19 protein-coding genes are annotated in these 24,042 nt (G+C 70.8%); 7 read left to right on the plus strand and 12 right to left on the minus strand.

Annotation, left to right across the window (positions count from 1 at the left end; genetic code table 11):
- The first annotated feature begins 16 nt into the window (after positions 1–16).
- Both QE388_RS08600 and QE388_RS08605 read left to right on the plus strand, forming a co-directional pair.
- Positions 17–1,504 carry an aldehyde dehydrogenase family protein gene (locus tag QE388_RS08600; protein ID WP_275801729.1) on the plus strand — a complete coding sequence of 496 codons (1,488 nt, stop codon included), beginning with the start codon at positions 17–19 and terminating at the stop codon, positions 1,502–1,504.
- Positions 1,505–1,607: 103 nt separating this feature from the next.
- Positions 1,608–2,591, plus strand: coding sequence for an LLM class F420-dependent oxidoreductase (locus QE388_RS08605; protein WP_307384775.1), 984 nt, complete (start codon positions 1,608–1,610; stop codon positions 2,589–2,591).
- Positions 2,592–2,842: 251 nt separating this feature from the next.
- Here QE388_RS08605 and QE388_RS08610 read toward each other — a convergent pair whose 3' ends face one another.
- The 4 genes from QE388_RS08610 to galT all read right to left on the minus strand — a co-directional run bounded on the left by QE388_RS08610 (position 2,843) and on the right by galT (position 8,037).
- The gene (locus QE388_RS08610) at positions 2,843–4,294 is read right to left on the minus strand and encodes a carboxylesterase/lipase family protein (protein ID WP_307384777.1); all 1,452 of its coding nucleotides are present in this window, start codon (positions 4,292–4,294) and stop codon (positions 2,843–2,845) included.
- Positions 4,295–4,317: 23 nt separating this feature from the next.
- Entirely contained in the window at positions 4,318–5,271 is a 954-nt protein-coding gene (locus tag QE388_RS08615) for a squalene cyclase (RefSeq protein WP_307384779.1), read from the minus strand.
- Positions 5,272–5,713: 442 nt separating this feature from the next.
- Complete coding sequence (galK, locus tag QE388_RS08620) at positions 5,714–6,865, minus strand: galactokinase (RefSeq protein ID WP_307384781.1); 1,152 nt, start codon at positions 6,863–6,865, stop codon at positions 5,714–5,716.
- On the minus strand, positions 6,862–8,037 hold the full coding sequence (gene galT / locus QE388_RS08625; RefSeq protein WP_373426606.1) for a galactose-1-phosphate uridylyltransferase: 1,176 nt from the start codon (positions 8,035–8,037) through the stop codon (positions 6,862–6,864). Before galT ends, galK begins: the two co-directional genes overlap by 4 nt.
- A gap of 50 nt (positions 8,038–8,087) precedes the next feature.
- Between galT and QE388_RS08630 the strand changes: the two genes are divergently transcribed.
- The 3 genes from QE388_RS08630 (at position 8,088) to QE388_RS08640 (ending at position 9,763) form a co-directional block, all read left to right on the plus strand.
- Positions 8,088–9,053, plus strand: a complete 966-nt coding sequence (locus QE388_RS08630) for a LacI family DNA-binding transcriptional regulator (protein ID WP_307387095.1) — start codon at positions 8,088–8,090, stop codon at positions 9,051–9,053.
- Between the two features lie 69 nt (positions 9,054–9,122).
- The gene (locus QE388_RS08635) at positions 9,123–9,386 is read left to right on the plus strand and encodes a hypothetical protein (RefSeq protein ID WP_307384783.1); all 264 of its coding nucleotides are present in this window, start codon (positions 9,123–9,125) and stop codon (positions 9,384–9,386) included.
- Positions 9,383–9,763 carry a PIN domain-containing protein gene (locus tag QE388_RS08640; RefSeq protein ID WP_307384784.1) on the plus strand — a complete coding sequence of 127 codons (381 nt, stop codon included), beginning with the start codon at positions 9,383–9,385 and terminating at the stop codon, positions 9,761–9,763. Before QE388_RS08635 ends, QE388_RS08640 begins: the two co-directional genes overlap by 4 nt.
- A gap of 136 nt (positions 9,764–9,899) precedes the next feature.
- On the opposite strand, the gene QE388_RS08645 is transcribed toward QE388_RS08640, so the two are convergent.
- The 6 genes from QE388_RS08645 to QE388_RS08670 all read right to left on the minus strand — a co-directional run bounded on the left by QE388_RS08645 (position 9,900) and on the right by QE388_RS08670 (position 18,352).
- Positions 9,900–11,528 (minus strand): cell wall metabolism sensor histidine kinase WalK, encoded by a 1,629-nt coding sequence (locus tag QE388_RS08645; protein WP_307384785.1) that lies wholly within the window; start codon positions 11,526–11,528, stop codon positions 9,900–9,902.
- A 219-nt stretch (positions 11,529–11,747) separates the two neighbouring features.
- Positions 11,748–13,466 carry a beta-galactosidase gene (locus QE388_RS08650; RefSeq protein WP_307384786.1) on the minus strand — a complete coding sequence of 573 codons (1,719 nt, stop codon included), beginning with the start codon at positions 13,464–13,466 and terminating at the stop codon, positions 11,748–11,750.
- Between the two features lie 14 nt (positions 13,467–13,480).
- On the minus strand, positions 13,481–14,998 hold the full coding sequence (locus QE388_RS08655; RefSeq protein ID WP_307384788.1) for an alpha-N-arabinofuranosidase: 1,518 nt from the start codon (positions 14,996–14,998) through the stop codon (positions 13,481–13,483).
- Between the two features lie 72 nt (positions 14,999–15,070).
- Complete coding sequence (locus tag QE388_RS08660; RefSeq protein WP_307384789.1) at positions 15,071–16,423, minus strand: sugar ABC transporter substrate-binding protein; 1,353 nt, start codon at positions 16,421–16,423, stop codon at positions 15,071–15,073.
- 82 nt (positions 16,424–16,505) lie between these two features.
- Entirely contained in the window at positions 16,506–17,432 is a 927-nt protein-coding gene (locus QE388_RS08665; RefSeq protein ID WP_373426607.1) for a carbohydrate ABC transporter permease, read from the minus strand.
- On the minus strand, positions 17,429–18,352 hold the full coding sequence (locus QE388_RS08670) for a carbohydrate ABC transporter permease (RefSeq protein ID WP_058595362.1): 924 nt from the start codon (positions 18,350–18,352) through the stop codon (positions 17,429–17,431). The genes QE388_RS08665 and QE388_RS08670 overlap by 4 nt, the downstream gene beginning before the upstream one ends.
- A gap of 172 nt (positions 18,353–18,524) precedes the next feature.
- Here QE388_RS08670 and QE388_RS08675 point away from each other — a divergent pair, with 172 nt between their 5' ends.
- Positions 18,525–19,508 carry a LacI family DNA-binding transcriptional regulator gene (locus QE388_RS08675; protein WP_307387096.1) on the plus strand — a complete coding sequence of 328 codons (984 nt, stop codon included), beginning with the start codon at positions 18,525–18,527 and terminating at the stop codon, positions 19,506–19,508.
- Positions 19,509–19,931: 423 nt separating this feature from the next.
- Here QE388_RS08675 and QE388_RS08680 read toward each other — a convergent pair whose 3' ends face one another.
- Complete coding sequence (locus QE388_RS08680) at positions 19,932–20,513, minus strand: hypothetical protein (RefSeq protein ID WP_307384790.1); 582 nt, start codon at positions 20,511–20,513, stop codon at positions 19,932–19,934.
- Between the two features lie 279 nt (positions 20,514–20,792).
- On the opposite strand from QE388_RS08680, the gene QE388_RS08685 reads away from it, so the two are divergent.
- On the plus strand, positions 20,793–21,875 hold the full coding sequence (locus tag QE388_RS08685) for an NAD(P)-dependent alcohol dehydrogenase (protein WP_373426608.1): 1,083 nt from the start codon (positions 20,793–20,795) through the stop codon (positions 21,873–21,875).
- A 515-nt stretch (positions 21,876–22,390) separates the two neighbouring features.
- On the opposite strand, the gene pgm is transcribed toward QE388_RS08685, so the two are convergent.
- A complete protein-coding gene (pgm, locus tag QE388_RS08690; protein ID WP_307384792.1) occupies positions 22,391–24,037 on the minus strand; it encodes a phosphoglucomutase (alpha-D-glucose-1,6-bisphosphate-dependent) in 1,647 nt (548 codons plus the stop codon).
- Positions 24,038–24,042 lie beyond the last annotated feature (5 nt).

The following is a 24,042-nucleotide window of genomic DNA, read 5'->3' on the forward strand; positions in this document are numbered from 1 at the left end:
GAACAAGGAGAACACCATGTCAACGATGACCGTGACCACCGAGACGCTGATCGACCCCGCCGTCTTCGAGGAGAGGATCTTCCTCGACGGACAGTGGGTTCCCGGGGGTGGAGGGTCGATCCCCTCGATCGAGCCCGCGACCGGAGAGACTCTCGCGCAGGTCGGCATGGGTGATGCCGCCGATGTCGCCCGGGCCGCCGAGGGCGCGCAGCGCGCGCAGAAGGAGTGGGCCGCCCTGCCGCACCCGGCGCGGGCCCAGGTCTTGCGTCGCGCGGGAGAACTGTGGGAGCAGTACGCCGACGAGATCGGCGGGTGGAACGTGCGCGAGGTCGGCGCGATCCCGCCCCTGGCCGGCTTCGCGCTGCACGTCACCGCTGCCGAGTGCTACGAAGCGGCGTCCCTGCCGTCGGCACCGCTCGGCCAGGTGCTCTCGAGCGAGCAGCCGCGTCTCTCGCTCGCCGAGCAGGTGCCGGTGGGCGTGGTGGGCGTGATCTCGCCGTTCAACGTGCCGCTGATCCTCGGCATCCGTGCCGTGGCACCCGCCCTGGCTCTCGGCAACGCCGTCATCCTCAAGCCCGACCCGCGCACCGTCATCACCGGCGGTGTGGCGATGGTGCGCATCTTCGAAGAGGCCGGGCTGCCGGCGGGCGTCCTACAGCTGGTCCCGGGTGGTGCCGAGGTGGGCGAGGCTCTCGTCAGCGACCCCCGGGTGCGGGTCATCGCGTTCACCGGGTCGACCCGCGCGGGGCGCGCGGTCGGCGAGCTGGCCGGTCGCCACCTCACGCGCGCGCACCTCGAGCTCGGGGGGAACTCGGCGTTCATTGTGCGCGCCGACGCCGATGTCGACAAGGCGGTGAACCTCGCGACGTGGGGCTCGTTCCTGCACCAGGGTCAGATTTGCATGACCGTCGGCCGTCACATCGTGCACGAGTCGCTGTTCGACGAGTACGTCGACAAGCTTGCGGCCAAGGCCGAGTCGATGCACGTCGGCGATCCCGCCGCCGGTCCCGCGCACCTGGGCCCGCTGATCGACGAGGTGCAGCGTGATCGCGTGCACTCCCTCGTTCAGGATGCCGTGGCACAGGGGGCCGAACTGCGCGCGGGCGGCACCTACGACCGGCTCTTCTACCGGCCGACGGTGCTGGCGAACACACCCCGCACAGCGTCTGCCTACTGCGACGAGGTCTTCGGCCCCGTCGCCTCGGTCGTCTCGTACGCGACCGACGACGAGGCTGTCGCCCTGGCCTCGGACACCGAGTACGGGCTCTCGCTCGGCATCGTCACGGCCGACGCCTTCGCGGGCCTCGAACTCGCGCGCCGCATTCCCACGGGGATCGTCCACGTCAACGACCAGACGGTCAACGACGAGGCCAACGCGCCGTTCGGCGGCGTCGGAAGCTCGGGCACGGGTTCTCGCCACGGCGGGGCGAGCGCCAACATCGAGGCGTTCACCGAGACGCGGTGGATCACCGTCCGGCGCGAGCCGGGTCAGTACCCCCTCTGAGGGCGGAGGGGGCCGGTGTGGGGCCGGCCCCCTTTTTCGTCTCTTTGCGGCGGATTCGCGCCGACCCGCCCGAGATGTCGGTGGCCACGCCTAGGGTGAGGCCATGGAATTCGGCATCTTCGTCCCCCAGGGATGGCGCTTCGACCTCGTCGGCATCGATCCGAGTGAGCACTGGCGCGTCATGAACGCGCTCGCGCAGAGCGCGGACGACGGCCCCTGGACCTCTCTGTGGGTCTACGACCACTTCCACACCACGCCCGTGCCCAGCGCCGAGGCGACGCACGAGGCCTGGACGCTCATGGCGGCCTTCGCCGCCGCGACCGATCGCGTGCGCCTGGGCCAGATGTGCACGTGCATGGGCTACCGCAACCCGGCCTACCTCGCCAAGGTCGCGGCGACGGTCGACGCGATCTCGGGCGGGCGTGCCGAGATGGGCATCGGCGGCGGCTGGTACGAGCATGAGTGGAAGGCCTACGGCTACGGCTTCCCGCCCATCGGCGAGCGCCTCGGGCGCCTTCGCGAGGGTGTCGAGATCATGCACCAGGCCTGGACCACGGGCGAGGCGACCCTGGCGGGGAAGTACTACGAGGTCGACGGCGCCATCGTGCAGCCGAAGCCGCTCCAGGAGGGCGGCATCCCGCTGTGGATCGCGGGCGGCGGCGAGAAGGTGACCCTGAAGATCGCGGCGAAGTACGCGTCGTACACGAACTTCGGCGGCTCGATCGAGGAGTTCGAGCACAAGACCGCGGTGCTGCGCGGTCACTGCGAAGCGCTCGGTCGCGACGTGAGCGAGATCACGCAGTCCACCAACTTCAACACGATCGTGGCCGAGACCGAGTCCGAGGCGGAGGAGCGTCTCGCCGCGGTCATGGCCCGTCTCCGCCCCCACGTCGGTGACGAGCGAGCGGATGCCATCGAGGCCGACTACCGCGCCTCCGACGGCTTCGGCACGCCCGAGCGAATCGTCGAGCGCTTGCGCGAACGTGCCGCACACGGCCTCGGCTACGCGATCCATTACTTCCCCGAGGCGGCCTACGACACCTCCGGCATCTCGCTGTTCGAACGCGAGGTGATTCCGGCGCTCTGATCCTTCCTCTCCGCCGGGCGCGGGGCGCGGGGCTCGCGCGAGCACCGTCGCGCGGCGCCGCGGAATCGGATCAGCGCATCGGAATCGGAACGCCGCGACTGTGGCGTCCGATTCCGATGCGTGTGTCCGATCTCGGTGCGCTTCCCGCTCCGGGATGCGCGTGTCCGCGTCGCGCGGCCTCGTCCGCGATGCGCGCGCTCACGCTGCGCGACCTCCCGCCCGATGCGTGCAGACCGTGCCGCGCGCCGACGTCACACCAGCGGGGCCACGTCAGCGTACGCGTCAGTCTCGACGGGAGGGGCGGATGCCGCGACGTCGAACACCCGCGCACGCCGGGCCGCGGCATCCCACGCGGGCCAGCCAGGATCGCCGTCGCGCGCGAATGCAACGGCCGCCCCGTGCAGCTGCGCGGCGAGGCTTCGCGGAGGCGCATCCCCGGCGATCGCGGTGACCCCCTCCGCATCGAGGTGGTCGAACCAGAACGGCACGTCGAGGCAGTGGCACGCGGTGCCGAACACGGGCGACGGCCACGCGAAGCGGTAGACCCAGGTGGGCGCGACACCCCGCGCCCGCGCGACCCGCAACACGGTCGCACGGATCACCCGGTCCGTCGCGTATCCGCCGAGAACCGCCGCGGCGCCCCGTCGCCGCGTGCGCGCGAGGTACGCACGGCGACGCGAACGCCCGAGACCCAGCACGGCCAACGCGAGCGACACCGGCACGAACCGCAGCAGGCCGCGGTAGCGAGCGGTGAGCATCGTGAACTCGTCGTCGGTCGAGCCGATCACGAGCGGCACGCCCGTCTCCTCGGCGAGCACGTCGAGCGGATGCCGCGGCAACCCGTCCCCGTCGATCACCGGCCCGAGCGGCAACCCGTCGTCGAGGAGTGCCGTCAGAGAGGCGATCGCGCGTCCGCGCGGGGGCTTCCCCGCGACCTCCTGCAGCTCGACCAGTCGCTCCTCCGACACGCCGGCGAATCCGTCACGATCGGCCGACACCCCCGCGAGCTCCGCCACACGCGCGGCGAAGCGCCGAGCGGCGTCGGCGGGCACCGCCCCGATCGCCGGTGAGATCGCCATCGCCCCGTGGAAGAGCCCGGATGCCGCGGGGCTCGCCATCAGCGCGAGCACCGACCCGCCGCCCGCCGACTGCCCCGCGACGGTGACGCGCGCCGGGTCGCCGCCGAACGCGCCGATCTCGTCCTGCACCCACCGGAGGGCGGCGATCTGATCCCTCAGCCCGCGGTTCGAGGGCGCGCCGTCGATGAGCCCGAACCCGTCGAAGCCGATCCGGTACGAGATCACGACCGTGACGACTCCGTCGCGCGCGAACGCGTCACCGTCGTACCACCGGCTCGCGGGCGACCCCGAGGTGTAGCCGCCGCCGTGTATCCACACGAGCACGGGGAGGGTGGCATCTGGATCCCGATCCGCGGGGGTGAAGACGTTGACGTTCAGCGTGGCATCGCCGGGCACACTCGGCTCGGGGATGAGGGTGATGCCCGCGTCGCCCCGCTGGGCGGTCGGCCCGTAGGCGGTCGCGTCGCGCTCGCCGTCCCAGGGGACGACGGGCGCCGGGGCGCCGAAGCGAAGGGGCCCCACGGGCGCCTGGGCGAACGGGATGCCGAGGAACACCGCCGTGCTGCCGCGCCGGAACCCGCGCACGGTTCCCTTCGAGGTGACGGCGAGCACGGTGGCATCCATTCCCCCATCCTGCCCGGTCGGGCTCACGCGCGAGCGGTGTGCCACCAGCGCAGGACGCGCAGCGCGAAGAACGTCAGCCAGCGCGACGGTTCTCCGGCCGGGACGTCGACGGCGAACCATTCCGCCCCCTCGAGCGGGGAGGCCTGATGCCACGTGCCGTCGGTGTCGCGCGAGGCGCGCACCCGGTCGATCGCTTCGGCCAAGCGCGGGTCGGGCTCGGTGCCGTCGCGTTCGGACGCGGCGCGGAAGTGGTCGAGGGCGCGGAGCGCGCTGTAGCGAAAACGGAACGGATAGCCCAGGTGATGCGCCCACGCGTGCCGCTCTCCGGTCGACAGCCGGTACAGCAGCCTCCGCTCGAGCAGGTACTCCTCCCCGCCTTTCCGGGCCGCGTGCAGCTCGGGGGTGCCGCCGGTGCGCCACTCGTCGTCGAGGATCGCGATCACGGAGTTCAGCGTGGAGTGGAACGACGACTTCGTCGCCCCGTCCACCCACTCGCAGTTCCAGCCGCCGTCACCGAGCTGATGCTCGACGAACCAGTTCCGGATGCCACTGACATCCGCCCCCAACCACGCTCCGCTCGCGAGGGTGAAGGCGTTGATGCACGCGTCGACCTCTCCGCCCCAGAAGGGCAGGTCGTCGTACTCCCAGCGGACGTTGCGGTCGATGAGCCCGACGGTGTCGGGGCGGAGGGCCTCGGCATCCACTCCCCATTCGCGGAGGCTCATCAGCGACCACGACGTCGCGGTCCACGGCTGGGGATCACCCCACTGGAAGCCGGCCGGGAAGTGCGCGCCGCCGGCCCAGAGCCCGTCCTCGCCCTGCGCGGCGAGGAGCTGCGCCCCGAACCCCTCGTGCGCCACCCGGGCGCGCGTCGCTCGCCACTGCTCCTCGGGCGCGTCGAGCAGGTCGCGCTCGACCTTCCATCGCAAAGCCGGGTCGCTGTCGGCCAGCCAGGCGAGGACGTCGTCGTCGGTCATCCGGGCAGGCTACGCCCGTAGCCGCGGTGCGTACAGGTCCCGCGTGGGATGCGTGCCCCGGGGTCGGGCGAGGTGCGGAGCCGGGATCGGGCGAGGTGCGGGGCAGGGATCGGGCGAGGTGGGGCGCTGGGACCGGGCGAGGTGCGTGCCCCCGGGCGTCCGGCTCCGGGTGCGCGCGGCCGCGATGCGCGCCCGACGGCGCTGTCTGGGAGTGCAGCGTCCGGCGCGTCTGTCGGGGTGGGCATAAACGCGATTCGCGCACGGAAACACGTGGAGAGCGCGTTTATGCGAGTGGATCGCGTTTATGCGCCCCGCCCCCGCCCCGCGCCACGCCGCGGCGCTCACCGCCGCGGCGCTCACCGCCGCGCCGACCCGGCTAGGCGGAGCGAAGCGACGGCGCCGCCGCCGACGGGGGAGCCGGCGCGGGCCGCGCCCCGGCGCGTCACGCGTCGCGGCGCGCGCCCTCGGACGGCGTCACGGTGAACACGTTCGGGGCGCGGAACCCGGATGCCGCGAACGCGGCGAGAACCTCCTCGGTCGCCGCCGCGATGAGCCCGGTGGGGATCAGCGCGATCGCCGCGCCGCCGAAGCCGCCGCCGGTCATGCGGGCACCGAGGGCGCCCGCGGCCAGCGTGGTCTCGACGGCGAGGTCGAGCTCGGGCACCGAGATCTCGAAGTCGTCGCGCATCGACGCGTGAGAGGCGGTGAGCAGTTCGCCGATCGCCGTCGGACCCTCGGCGTCGAGGGCGGCCACGGTGTCGAGCACGCGCTGGTTCTCGGTGACGATGTGGCGCACGCGGCGGAAGGTCACATCGTCGAGGATCTCTTCGGCGCGCGCGAGGTCGTCGACCGTGACGTCGCGGAGGGCGGCGACACCGAAGGCCTCGGCGCCCTTCTCGCACGAAGCGCGGCGCTCGCGGTATCCGCCCGAGGAGTGCGCGTGCTCGACGAGCGTGTCGGTGACGAGGATCGACAGCCCGGCGTCGGCGAACCCGAGGGGCACCGCGCGGGTCTCGAGCGTGCGGCAGTCGAGGAACGTCGCCGCGTCGGTGACGCCGAGCATCGACGCCATCTGGTCCATGATCCCGGTCGGCGCGCCGACCGCGTCGTTCTCGGCGATGCGCCCCACGCGGGCGAGGGCGACCTTGTCGAGACCGGCGTTCCACACATCGTTGAGGGCGGATGCCACGGCCCCCTCGATCGCGGCGGACGACGACAGGCCCGCCCCCACCGGCACCTCCGACGCCAGGGCGATGTCGACGCCGCGAGGTTCGGCATCCGGGGCCTCCCGCAGCAACGCCCACGCCACGCCCAGCGGGTACCCCGCCCAGTCGAGGCCGCCGGCGGCGATGCGGGCGTCGAGCTCGGCGAGCGGGACCTCGACCGCGTCGTCGGCGAACGTCGACCGAACGCGGATCACATCGTCGTCGCGCAGCGCGACCGCGGCGGCCGTGCGCTGGGCGATCGCGAAGGGGAAGACGAAACCTTCGTTGTAGTCGGTGTGCTCGCCGATGAGGTTGGCGCGGCCGGGGGCCGACCAGACGCCCACGGCGGGAGCGGCGAGCAGGGCGAGGGCGTCGTCGACGGCGCTCATGCCGTCACCTCCGGAACGGTGTCGAGGGCGGCGCGCAGGCGTTCGGCCTGCGACTCGGGGGTCACATCGCCGATCCAGGCGCCCATGGCGGCCTCGGATCCGGCGAGGTACTTCAGCTTGTCGGCCGCGCGGCGCGGCGAGGTGATCTGCAGGTTGAGGCGCACGGCATCCCTCGCCCGTCCGACCGGCGCCTGGTGCCAGGCGGCGATGTAGGGGGTGGGGGTGTCGTACAGGGCGTCGATGCCGCGCAGCAGCCGCAGGTAGAAGGGTGCCAGCTCGTCGCGCTCGGCGTCGGTCGTCTCGGCGAGATCGGCGACGTGACGGTGCGGAAGCACGTGCACCTCGATGGGCCAGCGGGCCGCGAACGGCACGAAGGCGGTCCAGTGCTCGCCACGCAGCACGACGCGCTCGCCGCCCTGCTCGAAGTCGAGGATGCGCGCGAACAGGTCGTCCGAGGTGCGCGAGATCGTGTCGAGCAAGCGGTGCGTGCGCGGGGTCACGTAGGGGTAGGCGTAGATCTGCCCGTGCGGGTGGGGGAGGGTGACCCCGATCTGCTCGCCGCGGTTCTCGAACGGGAAGACCTGACGGATGCCGGGCAGAGCCGAGAGCGCCGCGGTCCGGTCGGCCCACGCCTCGATGACGGTGCGGGCGCGGGTGCGCGAGAGCGAGCCGAACGACCCCTCGTGTGCGGGGCTGAAGCAGACGACCTCGCAGCGTCCAACCGAGGTGCGCGTGCGGCCGAGGCCGAGGTGCTCGAGGTCGTCGTCACCCCGGGGCGGGTCGACGGCCGCGGGGGCGTCGCCGATCGCGGTGTCGAGGGCGGGGCCGAACGACGGCGACTTGTTCTCGAAGACCGCCACGTCGTACAGCGAGGGGATCTCAGACGGGTTGGTCGGCGTCTGCGGTGACAGCGGGTCGAGGTGCGCGGGGGGAAGGAACGCGCGGTTCTGGCGATTGGATGCCACGGTGATCCAGTCGCCGGTGAGCACGTCCTGGCGCATGGTCGCCGTGGTCGGCCGCGGGTCGAGGGTGCGGGCGTCGACCGCGCGCTCGGCGCCGAGCGTCGTGTCGGGGTCGTCGAAGTAGATGAGCTCGCGTCCGTCGGCCAGGTGGGTGGGTCGCTTGACGACGCCGGCGCCCAGGGGCTCCGCGCTGAGGCTTTCCGTGTTCACGATAACACGCTACATCTGGGGCGTGATATCGTCAACACGGAGGGGGCGTGATGCGCGTATCCATGGCCGACGTGGCCGAGCGGGCCGGAGTCTCGGCGCAGACCGTGTCGCGCGTGGCCAACGGCAGCCCCCGTGTCGACCCCGCCACCCGGGTCCGCGTCGAGAAGGCCATGGCCGACCTCGGCTATCGCATGCACCGCGCGGCGCGGGCGCTGCGTACCGGGCAGACCTCCACGATCGGACTGGTCGTGTCGACCCTGGCCTCCGTCGGTAACTCGCGCATGCTGCAGGCGATCTCCGAGGCCGCCGCCGAGCGCGACTACGCCCTGGCCGTGGTGACGGTCGGGGAGCGCGGCATCCGCGAGGCGTTCGCCCGCTTGCGCTCGCAGGGCGTCGACGGCGCCGTCGTGCTGAACGAGGCGACCGAGCTCGCCCGCGACGCCGAGCCTCCCGCCGACCTGCACCTCGTGGTCGTCGATTCCCCGGCCGACGCGCGCTTCTCGATCGTGCAGACCGACCACGCCGCCGGCGCGCGGGCTGCGACCGCGCACCTGTTGGCCCTCGGCCATGACGCGGTGCACCACCTCGGTGGGCCGCGCGGCTCGTTCGCCGCGGCTGAGCGCGAGCGGGGATGGCGCGAGGCTCTCGCTGACGCCGGAATCAAGGCGCCCGAGCCGGTCCGCGGCGATTGGACCTCGGCATCCGGGTACGCCGCCGTCGCGGGTCTTACCGGTGCCACGGCGATCTTCGTCGCCAACGACCAGATGGCCCTCGGTGCTCTGCGCGCTCTCGCCGACGAGGGCCGCCGTGTTCCCGAGGATGTCTCGGTGGTGGGTTTCGACGACATCGCGGATGCCGCGGAGTTCCGCCCGCCGCTGACCACCGTCCGCCAGGACTTCGACGCGCTGGGCCGCCGCGCCGTCGCCGCCCTGGTCGCGGCGATCGAGGGCGGCGATCCGGTCGCGGAGACGGTGCCGGCGTCACTGATGGTGCGCCAGAGTACCGCTGCGCGTTGAGGTGTCGCTCTTCGTGTGACCCTCAGCTGAGCGGTGGTGCACCGAATGTACAGGTGGTACACTCGGGCCATGCCGACCACCCGTCCCCGCACCCAGGTGACGCACACCGTCGAGATCGAAGAGGCGCTGCAGATCGCGCGCTCCCGCTGGCCCGATGAGTCGCCGAGCGCGCTGATCACGCATCTCGTGGTCGCGGGTGGGCACGCCCTCCGCGGCGAGGAGTCCCGACGATCCGCAGCGCAACGTCGCCGCATCGACCTCGTCGTCGACCAGTTCGCGGGTGTCTTCCCCGAGGGCTACCTCCGGGAACTCCGCGAGGACTGGCCCGAGTGATTGTTCTCGACGCCGGCGTCATCATCGCTCTGTTCACGCCCGGCGACGCCCATCACGAGCGCGCGAAGAAGCTGCTGGCCGACGACCCGGGTCCGTTCCTGATGCACCCGCTCACCGTTGCCGAGACGCTGGTCGGAGCGGCGCGCGTCGGCCGAGAGGCCGAGATGTGGCGAGCCCTGCGCGCTCTGGGCGTCGAGGCCCTCGCCATGGGCCCCGACGAGCCGGTGCTGGTGGCAGCTTTGCGCGCCCGCCACGCGCTGAAGATGCCCGACACCTGCGTTCTTGCCGCAGCCACGCACCTCGACGCTCCGCTTGCGACGTTCGACGAGCGGCTCGGCGCGGTTGCCGCGCAGTTGTCTCTTCGCCATCCCGCGTGAACGGCATCCACGCGCAGAAACACGATCCCCTCGCGTTTCTGCGCGTCGATCGCGTTCATACACGGGTCAGAGCCGCGGCGTCGATCGCCCGCAACGTCGGCTGGGAGATCCGTGTCCGTGAGGCCGTGCGCCCGCCCTACCCGGCGGGCAGGTCCAACGTCACCGTCGTGCGTCCGCCGGGGACGCTGTCGAGGCCCACGGTGCCTCCGTGCGCGACGGCGATCGCGCGGACCGTCGTGAGCCCGAGTCCGAAGCCCTGGATCTCGCTCGACTGCGCGAGCGCCCCGCGGTAGAAGCGGTCGAAGGCTCGCCGCTGCTCGGTCCGCCCGAGCCCCGGCCCGTCGTTGGTCACCGTCAGCAGCGCGCGGCCGTCGCGAACGCCGTACGAGACGGTGATCGCGGCGGACGGGATGCCGAACTTCACGGCGTTCGTGAGCAGCTCGACGATCGCGACGATGACCTGTCCGGGGTCGACGCGAGCGGACGTCGGCCCGGTGGCGGCCCTCTCGATGACGAATGCGCGGGCCTCGGCGAACGCGTCGACCTCCGCGACCGCCGTGGCGACGATCTCGCCGAGGTCGGCGCGCTCGATTCGCAAGGTCTTCTCGCTCTCGCTCGCGGCGAGGAGATCGCGCACCCGGTGTGAAAGATCCGCGGTGCGGCGGGTGACCACCTCGACGTAGCGCCGCAGGCGGGTGTTCTCCTGGTCGACCTCGTCGTCGATGAGGTCGAGGAACCCGGTGATGCTCGTCAGCGGGGTACGCAGCTCGTGCGACACGGTCCGCAGGAACTGCTCGCGCACCTCGATCGCCTCGGCGAGCGCAGTCACGTCGTAGATCACGACGACGGTCCCCAACACGTGGCCGTCGGCGCGACGGACGCGGCTCGAGGACGCGAGCACGGCGACCGGGGCGTCCGCCGGTCCCCACCACTCGAACTCGTCGTTGACCGCCTCGCCGGCGAATGCTCGGGGGATGACCTGTTCGCCGAGAGGGATGGGGGTCGTCCGGTCGGCGTCGAAGACAGCGTCTCCGGCCATCGGCGGCTCATCGAGTCGGAACCCGCCGAGCTCGGCGAAGCGGTGCGCCTGGGCGTTGGCGACATCCAGTCGCCCGTCGGCGTCGTAGAACACCACTCCTGCCGTCACGGTGTCGACGATCCCGAGCGCGACGGCTTCGGCATCCCGGGCTTCGCGCAGAGCCTCGGCCTGAGCACGAGAGGCCTGCGCCAATTGCCGGGTTCGTCGCCGCAGGTGACGCGCGGCGACGAACACGATGACCGCGACGCCCACGACGAGTGTCGGCATGATCACGACGTTCGCCCACTCGACGGGAGACGCGGGCCAGGCTCCGACGTAGATGAAGCGAAAGGAGGTGATGAATCCCGTCCCGAACACCCCGGCGAGGATGCCGTACCAGGGGAAGCCATAGGCGAGCCACAGCACGGGAAAGATCGCGAGCACGGAAACGGAGGGGAACGTGGGGAGCAGTTCGGCGCGCACCAGGGCGACGGCGAGCAGGTCGAGCGCGGCGATCAGCATCATCCAGGCTCGGGGGAGGCGCTCCCACGGCACGGCGAGCGACAGGACGGTTGCGAGGACGCTGAGGGTGAACCCGAGGATGACGACGCCCACGGTGAGGGTCGAGGGCTGGGCGAGACCGGCGATGCCGACGAGGAAGACCATCGCGAGCATGAACGGGAGTTGCGCCCGGGCGAAGACGCTCACGCGACCGCGGGGGTTGGCTTCCATCTCGAACAACGGCATCGTCGCTGTCCTCCTCCCCTCACTCGCGCCTTTCGACCGTACTTCACCCTTGCGTTCGGCGGACGGGTTTGCGCTGTTCGAACAGGGGGTGCCGCGAGCGCCGGGGATCCCCGAGAGCCCCGCCCAGGGCATCCTCGCCCCGCCCGCGCGTGAGTTGCCGCGAAGTGTCGCCGGGGCGGGCGTCGAAGCGACAGATTCGGGCAACTCACGCCAGAGGGCTCACTCCTCGAGCTGACCCAGCGACGGCGCCGCGATGAAGCGGGCGACCGGCTCGACCGCGTGTTCGAGCTCGAGCACCACGATCTCGTTCGCGCCGGCGCGGGTGGCGGGGCCGGGGACGTACAGGGTGCTCTGCGGCACGTTGTTCCAGTACCGGCCCAGGAAGAAGCCGTTCACGAACGCGAAGCCCTTGCCCCAGCCGGTGGTGTCGAGGAACAGGTCGGCGGGCGCATTCAGGTCGAACGCGCCGCGCAGCAGTGCTCGACCGACGGTGCCCTCGCCGGTGCCGACGGCGGATGCCACATCGATCGGCGTCGCGGTCCAGCCGGTCAGCGGCGAACCGTTCAGGGTCACCCCGCCGATGAGCCCCTTGGCCTCGCCCAGTCGGTCGGCGTAGTTGACGCGGCCCTGGTCCTCGACGAGGACCGTGAGCCGCGCGCCGGCGGGGAGGGCGAGAGCCCGCTCGTGCAGCGTCCGCGACAGGCGTCCGACGAACACCCCGTCCACATGCACCCACGCGAGGTCGCGCACCTCGCCGAACACGAGGGCGGCAGCACCCGAGAACGACGGCAGGTCGACGTCGTACCGCACCAGCGGGCCGAGGTGCCCGAGGGCCTCGAACGTCGCGGGGTCGTCCGAGACGGAACCCGTGGATGCCGGCATCCAGTCGCCCTCGCCCGACAGTGCGACCTCGAAGACCGGCGCCTGTGGACGCGCGGGCGGCACGTCCGAGGGCACCGGCGCGTACTTCGCGATGACCTCGCGGAACGCGTGGAACTTCGCCGTCGGGTGGCCCGACTCGTCGATCGGGGCGTCGTAGTCGTACGAGGTGACGATCGGGTCGAAGCGGCCCTTGTCGTTCGCGCCGTTGGTCGTGCCGAAGTTCGTGCCGCCGTGCACCATGTAGATGTTCACCGAGGCGCCGGCCGCGAGCAGCACGTCCAGATCGTGGGCGGATGCCGCGGGGTCGGTGGTGTGGTGGATGCTGCCCCACCAGTCGAACCACCCGTCCCAGAACTCGCTGCACATCAGCGGCCCGGTGGGCTGGTGCTCGCGGAGGGTCGCGAGGCGCTCCTCCGACCGCGAGCCGAACGAGCCCGTGAGATGCAGCTCGGGGAGGCTGCCGTTCTCGAGCATCCACGGCATCGGCTGATCGACGGTGGTCAGCGGCACGGTGATCCCGGCGTCGCGGGTGACCCGGACGAGCTCGCGGAGGTAGTCCTTGTCGGAGCCGTACGCGCCGTACTCGTTCTCGATCTGCACGAGCACGACGTTGCCGCCGCGATCGATCTGCCGCGGCGCGACGATCTCGTACACGCGCTCGAGGTATTCCGTGACGGCGGCGAGGTACTGCGGCTCCGAGCGGCGCAGCCCGATCCCCGGCGTCGAGGTCAGCCACACCGGGAGGCCGCCGTTGTGCCACTCGGCGCAGATGTACGGCCCGGGCCGGACGATCGCGTGCAGTCCCTCAGCGGCGATCAGGTCGAGGAAGCGTCCGAGGTCGTTCCACCCGGTGGCATCCCATTCGCCCTTCACCGGCTCGTGGACGTTCCACGCGACGTAGGTCTCGATGGTGTTGAGTCCCATGGCCTTGGCCGTACGGATGCGGTCGGCCCAGTGCTCGGGGTGGATGCGGAAGTAGTGCAGCGTGCCCGAGATGACCTGGTGCGGTCGCCCGTCGAGCAGGAAGTCGGTTTCGCCGATGGTGAAGGTGGTCACGATGTCTTTCGGTATCAGAGGGCCAGCCGCACGCGGATGCGCGCCCAGGCGAGCGGGGGCAGGGTGAAGCGCAGGATGCGGTCGACCACCTCGACCGCGAGGGCTGTGGGGGCCACGGGCTCGGCGTCGGCGGAGTTGGTCGTGTTCCGGTCGCCGCCTTCGGGGACGGTGATCACGACAGCGTCGGCGGACGCCACGGCACCGAGATCCAGCTCCACCTCGGTCGCCGCGTCGAGCGAACGGTGGGCGAGGAAGACGTGGGCGACGTCCCCGTCGACGGTGGCGATCGCGTCGACCGCCTCGACCTCGCCGTGGCGGGCCGTGACGATCCGGGCACCGTCGACCGAGACGGGCGCGACCCGGCCGGTCGCAGCCTCGGCCGTGAGGCGGAAGGGGTGGAACGTCGTCTGGCGCCAGGCCGCTCCGCCGCCGGGCTCGGTGCGGATCGGGGCGATCACGTTGACGAGCTGCGCGAGGTTCGCCATCGACACGCGGTCGGAGCGGCGCAGGAGCGTGATGAGCAGGGAGCCGACGACGACGGCGTCAGTGACGGTGTAGTCGTCCTCGATGAGCCGCGGGGCGATTGGCCAGTCGCCCGTGAAGACGCGGGGCTTGTCGACCTCGTTCCACCGGGTCTGGTTCCAGACGTTCCACTCGTCGACGCTGATGCCGATCGGGTGCCCGTCGGGGGTCGTGGCGCCGACCTCGTCGATGATGTCGGCGACCTCGACGATGTACCGGTCGAGGGCGGCGCCGCTGGCGAGGAAGCTCGCAGGGTCGTCGGGGTCTTCCTCGTAGTAGGCGTGGACCGAGATGTGGTCGACGAGACCCGCGGTGTGGCGCAGCACCGTGCGCTCCCACTCGCCGAACGTCGGCATCTCGTGGTTCGAGCTGCCCGCGGCGACGAGCTCGACGGTCGGGTCGATGAAGCGCATCATGCGCGCGGTCTCGGCGGCGAGCCGCCCGTACTCATCGGCGGTCTTGTGGCCGATCTGCCAGGGACCGTCCATCTCGTTGCCCAGGCACCAGAGACGGATGCCGAACGGCTCGTCGCGGCCGTTCGCGCGCCGGCGCTCGCTCAGCGCCGTGCCCGAAGGATGGTTCGTGTATTCGAGGAGGTCGGCCGCCTCGGCGACCCCGCGCGTGCCCAGGTTCACCGCCTCCATGACCTCGAGGCCGGCGGCATCCGCCCATTCGGCGAACTCGTGCAGACCCACCTGGTTGGTCTCGGTGCTGTGCCATGCGGCATCCAGGCGCACCGGACGCTCGTCGCGCGGACCGACCCCGTCCTCCCAGCGGTACCCCGAGACGAAGTTGCCGCCGGGGTAGCGCACGACGGTGGCACCGAGCTCGCGCACCAGCTCGAGAACGTCGGTGCGGAAGCCCGCGACATTCGCCGTCTCGTGACCGGGCGAATGGATGCCGTCGTACACGCAGCGGCCCATGTGCTCGACGAACGTGCCGAACAGGCGGCGGGGGACCTCGGCTCCGACCGCGGTGCGGTCGACGACGATGCGGGTGGGGGAGGTCATTCGGGTTTCTCCTGGTGGGAAGAGGCAGGGGCGGGCCGCATACGACAGATGCGACCCGCCCCCGCGAAGGTGTTACTTGTTGACCGAGAAGCCCTGCTCGTTGCCGTACTGCACGAGCTGGTCCTGCCAGGCGCTGAGGCCCTTGTTCAGGTCGCCCTTGGTGGAGTAGGCCTGGCCGACGGTGTCGTTGAAGATGCTGTTCGCGTACACCTGGAAGGGCAGGTAGCTCCAGCCCTCGCGCACCTCGCTCGAGGCCTGCGTGAGCACCTCGTTGATCTTCTGGCCACCGAAGTAGTCCGACGCCTTGTCGACGAAGGAGGGATCGCTCAGCTGGGCGGTCGTGGAGGGGAAGCCGCCGGACTCGGCGAAGATCTTCAGGCTCTCGTCGTCGTTGTTGAGCCACTTGAGGAAGCCCGCGGCCAGGGCCGGGTTCTTGCTCTGCTTCGTGACCGCCTGGCCACCGCCGCCGTTCTCGGCCGTGACGGCCTTGCCGTCGTAGGTCGGGATGGGCGCGACGGCCCACTTGCCGGCACCGTCGGGAACCGACGACTCCAGCACGCCCGGCATCCACGCGCCGATCACGAGCGAGGCGATCGAGCCGTCACCGAGGCCCTTGAACCACTCGTCGCTCCAGCTCGGGGTGTCCGAGATCAGGCCGCCCTCGATGAGGCGGTTCCAGTTGTCGGCGAACTTCTTCGAGCCCTCGTCCTGCAGGTCGACGGTCACGTCGGTGCCGGAGGTCGTGAAGGGCGTGCCGCCGGCCTGCCAGATCATGCTGGTGGTGAAGCCCGCGTCGCCGGTGTCGGCGGTGATGTACTTCGTCGGGTCGGCCGCGTGCAGCTTCTGCGCTGCCGCGAGGTACTCGTCCCACGTGGTCGGCACCGAGATGCCGTACTGGTCGAACACCGACTTGTTGTAGAAGAGGGCCATGGGGCCCGAGTCCTGCGGGAGGCCGTAGATCTTTCCGTCGAAGTCGACCGAGCCCCAGGTGCCGGGGCTGTAGTCGCCCTTGAGGTCGCCGAAGCCGTACGACGACAGGTCGACGAGCGAGTCCGACAGGGCGAACTGCGGGAAGGCGTAGTACTCGATCTGCACGACGTCGGGAGCGCCCGAGCCGGCCTTGATCGCGTTCTGGAGCTTCGCGTACTCGTCCTTGTTGGTGCCGGCGTTGACGTAGTTGACCTTGACGTTCGGGTACTTCGCCTCGAACGCCTTGACCTGCGCCTCGGCCGAGGGCGTCCACGACCAGTACGTGATCTCGCCACCGGCCTCGAGGGCCTTCTCGATGTCGTCGGCGCTTCCGCCGTTGCTTCCGCCGCCCGTGCTGCCGCCGGAGCAGGCAGTCAGCGCGCCCACCGTCAGCGCGGTCGTTGCGACGGCGAACACGGCCCGCCGCACGGCGGTGCCCTTGCCCATGAATGTCATCGGGATTCCTTCACTTCGTTGTTGTGGATGGTGTTGCGTGTTTCCGGGGCAGGACGCTCCGGGTTCGGGAGGAGATCGAGGGTCACTGCTTGACGCTGCCGGCGCTCAGACCGGACTGCCAGAAGCGCTGCAGCACGAGGAAGGCGGCGACGATCGGGATGATCGAGAGCACCGAGCCCGTGATGACGAGGTTGTAGATGGGCTGCGCCGCAACACCGGTGGCCTGGGCGTTCCACTGGTTGAGGCCGACGGTCAGCGGGTACCACTGCGGGTCGCTCAGCATGATCAACGGCAGGAAGTAGTTGTTCCACGTCGCGACGACGGCGAACAGCAGCACCGTGACGATGCCGGGGGTCAGCAGCCGGATCGAGATGGTGAAGAAGGTGCGGAACTCGCCGGCGCCGTCCATGCGGGCGGCCTCGAGGAGTTCGGTGGGAATGGCATCCGTCGCGTACACCCAGATGAGGTACAGGCCGAAGGGGCTGATGAGCGAGGGGATGATGATCGCCCACGGGGTGTTCGTGAGCCCGAGCTGGCTGAACAGCAGGAACGTCGGCACCGCGAGAGCCGTGCCCGGCACCGCGATCGCGCCGAGGACGACCGCGAACACGGCCTTACGTCCGCGGAAGTTGTACTTCGCCAGCCCGTAGCCCGCGAGGGTCGCGAGCAGCGTCGCCCCTCCCGCGCCGACGACGACGTAGAGCAGCGTGTTGCCGAGCCACCGGACGAAGATGCCGTCGCGGTAGGTCAGCGTCTCGACGATGTTGTCGAACAGGGCGAAGCTGTTGCCGGGGCCGAGGCCGAACGTCGTGAACAGATCGGCCTGGGTCTTGGTCGCGTTGATGAGCAACCAGAACAGCGGCACGAGTGTGTACAGCAGGTACAGGCCCATGACGATGCTCAGCACGAGCGACTTCTTGCTGCTCGTGGGGGAGCGGCGGGCGAGACGCGGACCGCGCGAGGTGGTCACGGCGACGGTGTCGGTACGGGGTGCGGTCGCGGTGGTCATCGCGCCTCCTGACGGGAGCCGCGCAGCTGCACGACGTAAGCGATGACGGCGGTGATGACGCCCATGATGATCGCGATCGTGGCCGCGTAGTTGTACTGCTGACCGGCGAACGAGAGGTTGTAGGCGTACATGTTCGGCGTGAAGAACGTCGAGATCACGTTCGGGGCCAGCGGCTTGAGGATGTTCGGCTCGTTGAAGAGCTGGAAGCTGCCGATGATCGAGAAGATCGTCGCGATCACGACGGCTCCTCGGACGGCGGGGATCTTGATCGAGAAGATCGTGCGCCACGCGCCGGCCCCGTCGATGGATGCCGCTTCGTACAGCTCGGTCGGGATCGTCTTCAGCGACGAGTAGAAGATGAGCATGTTGTAGCCGACGAACTGCCAGGTGACGATGTTGCCGATCGACAGCAGCATCCATTCGGGGAGGAAGGGCTGCACGAACTGCCCGCCGAGCAGGTCGTTGAGGTTGCGGGTCAGACCAAACTGGTCGCCATAGATGTAGCCCCACATGAGCACCGCCACGACCGCGGGCACCGCGTAGGGGAGGAAGATCACGATCCGGTAGAAACCGGCGGCGTGCAGGCGAGCGCTGTCGATCGCGAGGGCTGCCGCGAGCGCGAGGATCAGCATGATCGGCACCTGCACGACGAGGAAGATGCCGACGCGCCCGAAGCCGTCCCAGAACTTCTCGTCGCCGAACGCGGTGATGTAGTTGGCGAAGCCGACGAACGCGTTGCCGCCGATCAGCTGGTCGCGGAAGAGGCTGAGGTACACCGAGTACGCCAGCGGCGCGAGGAAGACCAGCGCGAAGACGAGCGCGAACGGAGCGACGAAGAGCCAGCCGCGATCGTCGATACGTGCACGGCGTTTGCGACGCGGGGGGCGCAGAGCAGGCGGGGGTGCCGCGGTGGTCGTCATCGTCCAGAGCCTCTTCGTTGGTGCGCATCCCGGCCGGGTCGTCGAGATGTTGACGTAAACATAACTCCGCCGCGCTAGTGTGTCAACGTCAACATCCCAGGAGGTCACCGTGACCGAGACGACGACGACGTCGAGCGTGGTTGCGCCGCGCGCACGACGGCGCGAGGTGTCGATGGCCGACGTCGCGGCGGCGGCCGGCGTGTCGGGACAGACCGTCTCGCGCGTCGCGAACGGCCGCACCAACGTCGACCCCGAGACCCGTCAACGGGTCCTGGATGCGATGACCTCGCTCGGATACCGCCCGAACAGCGCCGCGCGCGCCCTGCGCTCGGGACGCTTCCGCAGCATCGGCGTGATCATGTTCTCGCTGAGCTCGTACGGCAACACGCGCACACTCGATGCCCTGGCGTCGATGGCAGCGGCATCCGGATACTCCATCACCCTCATCACGGTGCAGTCCGCGTCGCAGTCTGACGTCTCCGGGGCGTTCCTGCGGCTACGCGAACACGCCGTCGACGGGATCGTTATCCTGATCGAGACCCACCGCCTCGGCGAGACCGAGCTCTCGATCCCCTCGGGGCTGCCGGTCGTGGTCGTCGACTCGAGCGCCGACTACCCCTACGCCGTCGTCGACAACGACCAGGCCCAGGGTGCGCGCCTGGCCACCGAGCACCTGCTCGACCTCGGCCATGAGACGGTGTGGCACGTGTCGGGCCCGCCCGAGTCGTTCGCCGCCGAGCGCCGCCGCGCGGCGTGGCGGACCGCCCTGGAAGACCGCGGATGCCGCGTGCCCCCGGTGCAGATCGGCGACTGGACGGCCGAGTCGGGACACGCGATCGGCGAGACGCTCGCGCAGGATCCGGCGGTCACGGCGGTGTTCGCGGCGAACGACCAGATGGCTCTCGGGGTGATCCGTGCGCTGCATGAGGCCGGGCGCGCGGTGCCGGGTGACGTCAGCGTCGTCGGCTTCGACGACATGCCGGAGTCGGCGAACTTCTGGCCCCCGCTCACGACGGTGCGTCAACGCTTCGAGCGCGTCGGCGAAGAGGCGATGAGCGCCCTGATCGCCGACATCGAGGGCACCGGCGGCGAGCACGCCCGCACCCTCGTGCCGACCTCGCTCGTGGTGCGGGAGAGCTCGGGCCCGCGGCGCTGAGGTGCGCCGGTCCGCGCGCCGGCGTCGCGTGGCGATGGGAGGAGATCTGGCGACGGGAGGACGGATGCCGCGGCGCGTGTCCTCCCGTCCCGGAGTCTCCTCCGCTCGCTGGGAGCTGGGCGCGGGCGTGTGACGGGCGGAGCGCCAGGGGCGGGCGGAGGACCTGTGGGCCGGATTCGTCCTCCCTCTGTCCCTGACCCTCCGCCCATCACGCGGCGCGGCGCCGGCGCGGTGGTGGGGTGCTCGGCCCGAGCATCGCATAGTGGCTCGTGGCGAGCGGAGGAGTTCTGGCGACGGGAGGACGGATGCCGCGGCGCGTGTCCTCCCGTCCCGGGATCTCCGCCATTCGCCGGCGCGCGCGAGGAGCTCGACCGCCGCTTCGCCCCGGCGCCAGAGCCGCGTGGTCCGCGAGACGGCGTCGCGTCAGGCGAGCGGCGGGCCGATGACGAAGTCGGTCGCGGCTTTCCACGGGGCGAGGATGACGGCGTCGCCCGTGAAGAGGAACGTCTGGTTGTAACGGCCGTCGATCTTGTACGTCAGGTAGGTGCCGCGCGGGCCTTCCTCGGTGAACCAGGCGCTGTCGGTGGTGAGCTCAGCGACGAGAGCGTCCCAGTCCGTCCGCGACGCCGGCGACCACGTGTAGTAGTCGCCGGCGGGTGACCCATCGGTGGAGCATCTGGGACCCTGTGCGACCGCGGGGTAGTCCGGGAGTGTGACGGCCCCCTCGGGGAGAACGACGTCGCGCACTGTCTTCCCGGATGCCGGATCCATGATGTTGTCGCACGTCGGGGCCACGCGCGCGGAGGCCGGAGCCGTGAGACGCGCATCGGCGGTCGCGCTGACGCTCGGGGTGGGGGTGGCGGACGCCACGGTCGGCGGGGTGGTCCGAGCCGCATCGCCCGAGGGCGTGGCATCCGGAACGCACGCCGTGAGAATCGACAACGTCACCCCGGCGAGCGCGAGGATCACGGGTGCTCGACGGGCACGCGGCGAGAGGGAGGGCACGGGTTCACCGTAGCGCGCCGTGTGACGGGAGCGGCGTCGACCGTATCCCTGCCCCGCTCGCGAGGTCCCTGAGCTCGTCGAAGGGGCCGGGACGCGTCGCGAGGCCCCGGGCCGTCCCGCGGACTCCGTCCCCGACACGCCGCCCAGGCCCCGACCCCGCCCGCGCGCCGCCCACCGACTCCGCCTGACGGCACACTGCGCGAGCGCGCCGCTGCCATGCGCGTGACAGTTCGCGCACATCCGTGCAAGCCCGCGCCGGCAATCGCGGTGAGGAGGAGGATGGATGCATCCGCATCGACCCTCCTGAGGAGACCCATGCACGTCAACGCCTACGCGGCGTCGTCCGCGACCTCGCCCCTCGAGCCCACGACCATCGAGCGTCGTGACGTCGGCCCGAAGGACGTCCTCATTGACATCGCCTACGCCGGCATCTGCCACTCCGACATCCACACCATCCGCGGCGAGTGGGGCGACGTCCCCTACCCGCTGACCGTCGGCCACGAGATCGTCGGCACGGTCGCCGAGGTCGGCTCCGAGGTGACCTCGCACAAGGTCGGCGACCGCGTCGGCGTCGGCTGCATGGTCAACTCGTGCCGCGAGTGCGACAACTGTCTCGCGGGCGAAGAGCAATACTGCGAGAAGGGCAACATCGGCACCTACGCCGCCAAGGACGTCGACGGCACGATCACGCAGGGCGGTTACAGCGAGAAGATCGTGGTCGACGAGCACTTCGTGCTGCGTGTGCCCGAGTCGATCCCCTACGAGAAGGCCGCTCCGCTGCTCTGCGCCGGAATCACGACGTACTCGCCGCTGAACCACTGGAACGCCGGCCCCGGTAAGAAGGTCGCGGTCGTCGGCCTCGGCGGACTCGGCCACATGGCCGTCAAGATCGCCCACGCCATGGGCGCCGAGGTCACCGTGCTGTCGCAGACGCTCAGCAAGAAGGACGACGGCCTCAAGATGGGCGCCGACCACTACTACGCGACGAAGGACGACGACACGTTCGAGAAGCTCAAGAAGAGCTTCGACCTCATCATCAACACCGTCAGCGCCCCGCTCGAGCTCAAGCAGTACCTGGGTCTGCTCGCGCTCAACGGAACGATGGTGAACGTCGGCGCCCCGCCCGAGCCCCTGCCCATCCAGGTCTTCACGCTGTTCACCAACCGCCGTTCGTTCGCCGGTTCGTCGATCGGCGGCATCCGCGAGACCCAGGAGATGCTCAACTTCTGCGCCGAGCACGGCATCGCGCCCGAGACCGAGCTCATCTCGGCCGACCAGATCAACGAGGCCTACGAGCGCGTGCTGAAGAGCGACGTGCGCTTCCGCTTCGTCATCGACGCGAAGACCTTCGCCCCCGCCTGACCCGGCTCCGGATGCCACGGCCCCGACGTTCTCCCGAGCGCCGGGGCCGCGGCATCCCTGGCCCCGTGCCGTCGTGCGGAGTTCGTGCCCGCCACGCCGCGAGCGGGGCCGTGGTGTCGGCGTGTCATCGACGGATTCCGCCTGACGGCCCGCAGCCCCGGATGCCGTGGCCCGATGTTCTCCCGAGCGCCCGGGGCTGTGGCACAACCGTGCCGTCGTGCGGAGTTCGTGCCCGCCACGCCGTGGGGCGGGCCGCGGCCCCGGCGTGGCGCCCACGGATTCCGCCTGACGGCCCGCAGCCCCGGATGCCGTGGCCCGATGTTCTTCGGACTGCCCGGGGCTGTGGCATCCCCCGTTCCCGTGCCGTCGCGCGGAGTTCGTGCCTGACACGCCGCGAGCGGGGCCGTGGTGCCGGCGTGTCTCTCACGGACTCCGCCTGACGGCCCGCGCATGCACGGGCCCCGCACGCGAAAGCGGCGCCGCCCCGCAGGACGACGCCGCTTTCGACGAGGGGGTTACGCCTGGCCGAGCGCGGCCGACACGACCGCGCGGGCCTCTTCCTGCACCTCGCGCAGGTGCTCCTCGCCGCGAAGCGACTCGGCGTACAGCTTGTAGACGTCTTCGGTGCCGGAGGGGCGGGCGGCGAACCACGCGGACTCGGTCTGCACCTTCAGGCCGCCGATCGCGGCGCCGTTGCCGGGCGCGTGCGAGAGCTTCGCGATGATCGGCTCACCCGCGAGTTCGGTGGCGGTCACGGCATCCGGCGACAGCTTCGACAGGGCCGACTTCTGCGCGGGCGACGCGGGGGCGTCGACGCGCTGGTAGGCCGAGGCACCGAACTCGGCCTCGAGCTCGGCGTACCGCTGCGACGGCGTCTTGCCGGTGACCGCGAGGATCTCGGCGGCGAGCAGGCAGAGCAGGATGCCGTCCTTGTCGGTGGTCCACACCGTGCCGTCCTTGCGGAGGAACGACGCACCGGCCGACTCCTCGCCGCCGAAGGCGACGGAGCCGTCGAGCAGCCCGGGGACGAACCACTTGAAGCCGACCGGAACCTCGAGCAGCTGCCGCCCGAGCGAGGCCGCGACGCGGTCGATGATCATCGACGACACGAGGGTCTTGCCCACGGCGGCGTCGGCGGGCCAGTTCGGCCGGTGCGAGAACAGGTAGTCGATCGCGACCGCGAGGTAGTGGTTGGGGTTCATCAGCCCCGCGTCGGGCGTGACGATGCCGTGACGGTCGGCGTCGGCGTCGTTGCCGGTGAGGATGTCGTACTCGTCACGCGCGGCGACGAGTGACGCCATGGCCGACGGCGACGAGGGATCCATGCGGATCTTCTCGTCCCAGTCCAACGTCATGAACTTCCATGTCGGGTCGACCTCGGGGTTCACGACGGTGAGGTCGAGGCCGTACACCTCGGCGATGAGCGCCCAGTACTCGACCGACGCTCCGCCGAGCGGGTCGGCGCCGATGCGGACTCCGGCGCTCTTGATCGCGTCGACGTCGATGATGGATGCCAGATCCCGCACGTACGCGTCACGGAAGTCGTACTGGCCCAGGCCGTCGAGGTCGATGTCGGCGTGACGGGTGCGCTTCACGCCCTCGAGACCCGCGGCGATGAGCTCGTTCGCGCGGTCGGCGATCCAGCCGGTCGCATCGGTGTCGGCGGGACCGCCGTGCGGGGGGTTGTACTTGAAGCCGCCGTCGCGGGGCGGGTTGTGCGACGGGGTGACGACGATGCCGTCGGCGCGGCCCGCGTCGTCGAGAGCGCGACCGCGGTTGTAGGTGAGGATCGCGTGGCTGAGCGCGGGGGTGGGCACCCACGAGTCGCGGGAGTCGACGCGCACGTCGACGCCGTTCGCGACGAGCACCTCGATCGCGCTGCGCTCGGCGGGCAGCGACAGGCCGTGCGTGTCACGACCGAGGAACAGCGGTCCGGTGATGCCCTGCGCGGCGCGGTAGTCGACGATCGCCTGGGTCGTGGCGAGGATGTGGTCCTCGTTGAAGCTCGTGCTCAGCGACGATCCGCGGTGACCACTGGTGCCGAACGCGACGCGTTGCTCCGGGACCGCGGCATCCGGTCTGCGGTCGTAGTACGCCGCGATCAGTTCGTCGATGTCGATGAGATCGGATGCCTCTGCGGGCTGCCCTGCGCGACTGCTCATGTGCC

The sequence above is a fragment of the Microbacterium sp. SORGH_AS_0969 genome (assembly GCF_030818255.1).
Classification (GTDB): Bacteria; Actinomycetota; Actinomycetes; order Actinomycetales; family Microbacteriaceae; genus Microbacterium.